4 protein-coding genes are annotated in these 5,940 nt (G+C 72.5%); all 4 read right to left on the bottom strand.

Annotation, left to right across the window (positions count from 1 at the left end; translation table 11 throughout):
- Nucleotides 1-278 precede the first annotated feature (278 nt).
- Nucleotides 279-2,072 carry a tetratricopeptide repeat protein gene (locus tag SSOG_RS29420; RefSeq protein WP_106516480.1) on the bottom strand — a complete coding sequence of 598 codons (1,794 nt, stop codon included), beginning with the start codon at nt 2,070-2,072 and terminating at the stop codon, nt 279-281.
- 21 nt (nt 2,073-2,093) lie between these two features.
- The gene (locus SSOG_RS29415; RefSeq protein ID WP_009717903.1) at nt 2,094-3,068 is read right to left on the bottom strand and encodes an acyl-ACP desaturase; all 975 of its coding nucleotides are present in this window, start codon (nt 3,066-3,068) and stop codon (nt 2,094-2,096) included.
- A 247-nt stretch (nt 3,069-3,315) separates the two neighbouring features.
- A complete protein-coding gene (locus SSOG_RS29410; protein WP_009717902.1) occupies nt 3,316-3,561 on the bottom strand; it encodes a hypothetical protein in 246 nt (81 codons plus the stop codon).
- Nucleotides 3,562-3,610: 49 nt separating this feature from the next.
- Nucleotides 3,611-5,308 (bottom strand): alpha-L-fucosidase, encoded by a 1,698-nt coding sequence (locus SSOG_RS29405; protein WP_039938980.1) that lies wholly within the window; start codon nt 5,306-5,308, stop codon nt 3,611-3,613.
- Nucleotides 5,309-5,940 lie beyond the last annotated feature (632 nt).

Genomic DNA, 5,940 nt, shown 5'->3' with positions numbered 1-5,940 from the left:
AAGTAATCGAAATCTCTGAACTATAAGCCGCTCTTCCCTGAGCTTATGTGCATCTGCATTCGCAAAGTTTTCAGATATCCTGAGGAGCTCCAAGTTTTCTGGTCAACATTAATGCGGCCATTTTCTCAACTCAAGGCCCGCGCGGCCGACGCCGCGGCGGGCTGACGCCCGCTGGTTGTGGGCAATCGTTCCGCGGGGCGGAACGGGTGGGCACAACCCACCCACCGCCCCGCGGACGGCGACGAAAGCTCAGGTTTCGCGGTCGGGTGCGGCCGGGGCTAGTTTCGGCTGGGGTCGGGGATGGCCTGGCGGGCCATGGGGCCGTACTGGCGTAGAAGCTCGGGGTGGCGTTCGACGGCTGTGCGCAGCCAGCGCTCGGCCTCCTCCGGGCGACCGAGCCCCCGCACGGCCTTGGCCAGCCAGTACGCGGCCTCCGCATGGCCGCCGTCATGGGCGGTGTGCAGCAGCGGTACGGCGTCGGCGTGGGCGCCGCGGCGGACCATGCTGCGGCCCGCCAGGAAGGCGGGCGGTACGAGGCCGGTGCGGGCGGCGCGGACGTACCAGCGCTCGGCCTGCTGCGGATCGCCGCCGCGCTCCTCGGAGGTCCAGCCGAGCCACCACGCGGCGCCCCCGTGGCCGAGCCCGGCCGCGCGGTGGAACCAGATCTCGGCGGTGCGCCGCTCCCCCGCCTCGTCGTGGATGCGGCCGATGTCGTACGCGGCGGAGGCGTCGCCCTCGCCCGCGGCGGCTTCGTAGTACGGGACCATCAGCGTGCCCTTGGCGCCGCCCGACCCGTACAGCATCCGGCCGAGGGCGAGGAGGGCGCGCGGGGTGCCCGCCTTGCGGTACCACTCGGCGGCTTCGGGGAGCCGGTGGATGTGGTCGAGGGCCTCGGCGTAGGCGTACCAGGCGTCGGGCCCGCCCTCCCGGGCGCTGGCGCGCAGCCCGGGGAGGCGGTCGCGCCACTGGGCGGAGCCCTGCCGGTCGGGGTCGGCGCGGATGGCGGCGACGTCCTCCAGGGCTCTGATGACCCGTTCCTCGCTCTCCGAGAACGGGTCCCAGTGCTCCGGGTCGATGCCGGTGGACAGCAGCCACTCCTCGGCCTCGTCCAGCCGCCGCTGGCGGGTGCACAGCACGCCCAGGTTGTAGCAGGCCCAGAAGTGGCCGCCGTCGGCGTCGTCGGCCGTGCGGTACCAGGTCTCCGCGGCCCGCAGTTCGCCGCGTTCCTCGGCCCAGACGCCGAGTACGAACGCGGCGCCGTCGTAGCCGAGTTCATGGGCGCGCTCGACCAGGGCGCGGGCCTCGTCCCCGCGGGCGGCGTCGCGGGAGACGAAGATGGCCTGGTCGACGAGCGCCTTGACGCTGCCGGTCGCGGCGGCGCGGGCGTACAGCGCCTCGGCCTCCGCGACCAGGTGCGGATAGGTGTCGTACATCGCCTGCCGGTCGGGGTCGAGGAGCGCGCGCAGCGCCTCGTACGCGGCCTCGGGGTCGCCCGCGGCCTCCGCCGCGGCGAGGGCGTCGCGCCAGCCCGCCAGCTCGCCGAGGAGGTCCTCGATCACCTTGCGGGTGCGGGTGGCCACGTCGTCGCCCTCGGCGGACGCCTCGGCCAGCCGCTCCAGGGCGGTGTCCCACTCGCCCCGGGCGGCCAGCATCAGGGCGCCGTTGGTCGTGCAGGAGACGCTGCCGAGCGCGGCGCCGCGCCCGTACCACTCCTCGGCGCCGGCCGGGTCGCCCGCCTCCTGGAGGAGCCGGGCGAGCCCGAAGGCGCAGCCGCCGTCGCGGTCGGCGGCGGTGCGGTACCACCGTTCGGCCTCGGCGAACTCGCCGCGGTCCTTGTGGCATATCGCGAGGGTGCGCGAGGCGTCCGCGTCACCGGCGTCGGCCGCCCTGGCCCACCAGGGCAGGGCCTCGTCCAACTGCCCGCGCTCGGTGAGGAGTTCGGCGTACGAGCGGTACGCGCCCGGCTCCCCGGCCGCCGCCGCGGCCCGCAACTCGGCTGCCACGTCACGGTGGTCACCGGGGGCGTCCCCGGATGCCGCGCCGGACGTCCCGTGCGAAGGATGATCGACCATCACCCGATGGTGCCAGAGTGATCAATCCCGTTCGGCACGGGCCCTGCGCCGGGCCAGCAGCGCCTCTCGGCGCTCGTCGAACTTGGTGGCCTGGTCGTCCAGTCCGCCCATGTACAGGCCCAGTTCCTCCTGCGCCTTGAGCCCGTCGGGGCCGAGCCCGGAGATCTGGAGCACCTTGAGGAAGCGCAGCACCGGCTGGAGCACGTCGTCGTGGTGGATGCGCAGGTTGTAGATGCCGCCGATCGCTATCTGCGCGGCGGCGCGCTCGAAGCCGGGCATGCCGTGGCCGGGCATGCGGAAGCCGACGACGACGTCGCGGACGGCGCACATGGTCTGGTCGGGCGCCAGCTCGAAGGCCTTCGAGAGCAGGTTCCGGTAGAAGATCATGTGCAGGTTCTCATCGGTGGCGATGCGCGCCAGCATCCGGTCGCAGACCGGGTCGCCGGAGTGGTGGCCGGTGTTGCGGTGCGAGATGCGGGTGGCCAGCTCCTGGAAGGCGACGTAGGCCACCGTGTGCAGCATGCTGTGGTTGTTGTCGGACTCGAAGCCCTCGCCCATGTGCGCCATGCGGAACCGCTCCAGCTGCACCGGGTCGACGGCGCGGCTGGTGAGCAGGTAGTCGCGCATGACGATGCCGTGCCGGCCCTCCTCCGCCGTCCAGCGGTGCACCCAGGTGCCCCAGGCGCCGTCCCGGCCGAAGAGGGTCGCGATCTCGTGGTGGTAGCTGGGGAGGTTGTCCTCGGTGAGGAGGTTCACCACCAGCGCGATCCGGCCGACGTCGCTGACCTTGGACTGGTCGGGGGCCCAGGCTTCGCCGCCCATCACCCCGTCGAAGTTGCGGCCGTCGCTCCACGGCACGTACTCGTGGGGCATCCATTCCTTGGCGACGCCCAGGTGCCTGTTGAGCTCGGTCTCGACGACTTCTTCGAGCGCGTACAGGAGCTGGGTGTCGCTCCACACGGCCTGACCGTTGCGGCTGGAGGGGGCGAGGGTCACTGCGATGCTCCTGGGGACGGGTGCAAGGGCCTTTACCTACGGCTCCGTAGGTTACGACACCGTAGGTTAAAGCGAAAATAAACCACTCCGGTCCCGTGCGTTTCGGCCGCGGATACAGGGGCGGACAGGGGAGAGGTTGCACACACAGGGGAGAGGTTGCACACATACGACGAGGGCGCCCCCGGCCTGTTGGCCAGGGGCGCCCTCGCAGCGCCGTTCAGCGCTTTCGTCTTTCGTTCGCCCGTCGTCAGTCAGTGGTCTGCTGACCGGACTTCTTGTCTCCCAGCATGACGAGGCCCGCGATCACCAGGAACAGAAGGATCGGGGCGACGACGAAGAGGCCCAGCGTCTCGGCGACGCTCAGGCCCGGACCCGGGTCGTCACCGTCGTCGCGGGTGAGCGCGAACGCGGGGGACGACATCAGCTGCATCGCCGTCGTCGCGGCGATGACGGCACCGGCGCGCACGGCGTTCTTTTTGACCTTGTTGCTCACACGCTCAAGCTATCGGACGCCCGCGGGTGGCGCGTGCGCGGGGTGGCCCTTAAGGCGCTTCCTGGGGTTTCTGCGCCCGGAGGACGGTCACCGGCAGCAACCGCGGCGTCGCGCGCGACTCCTGGACCCGCACCCGCACCGCGTCGGCGGTCACGGCCGTGGGCAGTGCCAGGATGCGGCGCGCGCCGATGGTGGTGCCGGAGGCGATGTCCCGCCAGGTTCCCGCGGTACGCGCCTGCACGGTGAACGCCTCGACCCGCTGCCCGTACCGGATGTCCTCGCCGATCCGCACCCGGTCGAACGTCACCGGCCCGTCGCCGATCGGCAGTCCGGAGCCGTAGGTGTTCGCCACGGCCGTGCCGAAGGCGGTCAGCGAGGCGACGTCGGCGGCGTCGATCCGGCCGTTCTTCGCGGGCGGCACGTTGAGCAGCAGCGAGGCGTTGCGGCCCACGCTGCGCTCGTACAGCGACATCAGCTGCGCGGCCGTCTTGGGGCGCTCGGCGGGGTGGTGGAACCAGCCGGGGCGCAGCGAGACGTCCGCCTCGGCCGGGTACCACTGGAGGTACTTCACGCCGGGGGCGGTCAGCTTCGCGCGCGAGCCGATGTCGGCGTCGGTCGAGTCGTTGGGCAGCCCTCCGCCGATCACGGTCCAGGGGTCGACGGCGGACGGGGTCACCGACCACTCCGTCTCGCGGGCGATCCCGCTCTCGTTGCCCACCCAGCGCACGCCCTGGGCGCCCTGGAAGACGACGCTGTCCGGGGAGAGGGCGCGGATGAGCCGGAACCAGTTGGTGACGTTGTACTTCTGCGTGACCCCGGCGCCCGACCAGGGGTTCGCGCCGTCCAGCCAGAACTCGTCGACGGGGCCGTACTGGGTGAGGATCTCGTAGATCTGGTTGAGGTAGTACGCGTCGTAGTCGTCGGCCGTGAAGCGGAAGCTGGGCAGCTTGCCGGAGGCGACGTCGGCGGCGCGGTCGTCGCCGGGCACGAGGGTCGGGATGGTGCGCTCGGTGGGCGTACTGCCGTTGCCGTACCGGCCCTGCCCGGCGGGGGCGCGGCCCGCGTCCTCCAGCGCCATGCGCTCCGGCAGCGACAACTGCTCGCCGTTCGCCTGCTTCTCCTTGACCTTCTCCACCCACTGGGCGTGCCAGGCGTGCGGCAGCTCGGCCCCGTCGGCTGGCGACAGGTACACCCCGACCTTGAGCCCGGCCGCCCGGGCCGCCTTCACGTATGCCCCGAGCACGTCTCCCTCGGGGTTCTTCTTGCCGGGGCCGCGGGTCCACCAGGGGCTGGCGGCCACGTCGTGGTCCGTGTAGCGGCTGGGGTAGAGCGTGAAGCCGTCGTGGTGCTTGGCGGTGAGCATGACCTGCCGGGCCCCGGACGCCTTGTACGTACGCATCCACTGGTCGAAGTCGAGCGCGGCCGGGTCGAACAGCTTCTCGTCCTCGGTGCCGGAGCCCCATTCGCGGTTGGTGAAGGTGTTCATGCCGAAGTGGGTGAAGGCGGTGACGTCGCGCTGCTGCCAGGCGAGCTGGCCGGGGGTCGGGACCGTGTGGACGGCCTTGTCGATGATGCGGGCGGGGGTGTCGCAGTCCTCGATGACGTGCTGCGATGCGTCGGCGATCGGGGCCTCGCAGGTGTCCTGGGCGGCTGCGGCTCCGCCGCCCGTGGGTATCAGTGTCGCTGCGGCGGCCATGGTAGCGAGGGCGAGGGTGCGGAGTCTTCGGGCGGGTCGTCGTCCGGACATGGGTCCCCTCCGGTATGCGGTTGTGTCCATGACAGCAATCCCCCACCCCGCCCCTCCCCGAAACCGGGGGCCAACCCCCGGCCCCCCCTTGCTTCCGGGCCTCCGCGCCTGGGCCGCAGGCGGGCCAACGGCCGGGGACCAGGCGCGGCCAGCGGCCGGGCGAGGCCCAGCGGCCAGGACAGCCCGCTGGCCAGGCGCGGACGGTGCCCGGGGGCGCGGGCCGTGGCCGAGCGCGGGCCGGTGGCCGCTTTGTGCCCACCCGTTCCTCCCCCAGCTACCGCTGGGAGGTGCCCCCTCCGCGGACGATTGCCCACAAACCGGGGCCCTGCGGCGAAGCCCGGCACGGTGCGGGGTCAGCCCCCGGTGGGCGCGCGGAGACCGGAAACTCGGCGGGGCGCGGGCCCGAGGGTCGGCGGGGCCCAGGGGCAGAGGCCCTGCCGGTGGGGGCCCGGGGGCTTGCCCCCGGTTTCGGGAAGGGGCGGGACAGGGGCCAACCCACCGCGGCGAGCGTGCGGGGCCAGAAGCCAGGCAGGGTACGGGGCGGAGCCCTGCCAGAGTGCGGGCCAAAGGCCCGGCGGGGTCCAGGGGCAGATGCCCAGCGGGTGGCGGCCTGGGGGCTTGCCCCCGGTTTC

It is taken from the genome of Streptomyces himastatinicus ATCC 53653 (genome assembly GCF_000158915.1).
Taxonomy (GTDB): Bacteria; Actinomycetota; Actinomycetes; order Streptomycetales; family Streptomycetaceae; genus Streptomyces; species Streptomyces himastatinicus.
Note: the sequence above shows the minus strand (reverse complement) of the source record. Positions and strands in the feature narration are given on the sequence as shown.

Bases quoted from the DNA above. Each gene is read 5' to 3' on its own strand.
- SSOG_RS29405 (WP_039938980.1), bottom strand. From the start codon at position 5,308: ATGTCCGGACGACGACCCGCCCGAAGACTCCGCACCCTCGCCCTCGCT.
- SSOG_RS29420 (WP_106516480.1), bottom strand. From the start codon at position 2,072: ATGGTCGATCATCCTTCGCACGGGACGTCCGGCGCGGCATCCGGGGAC.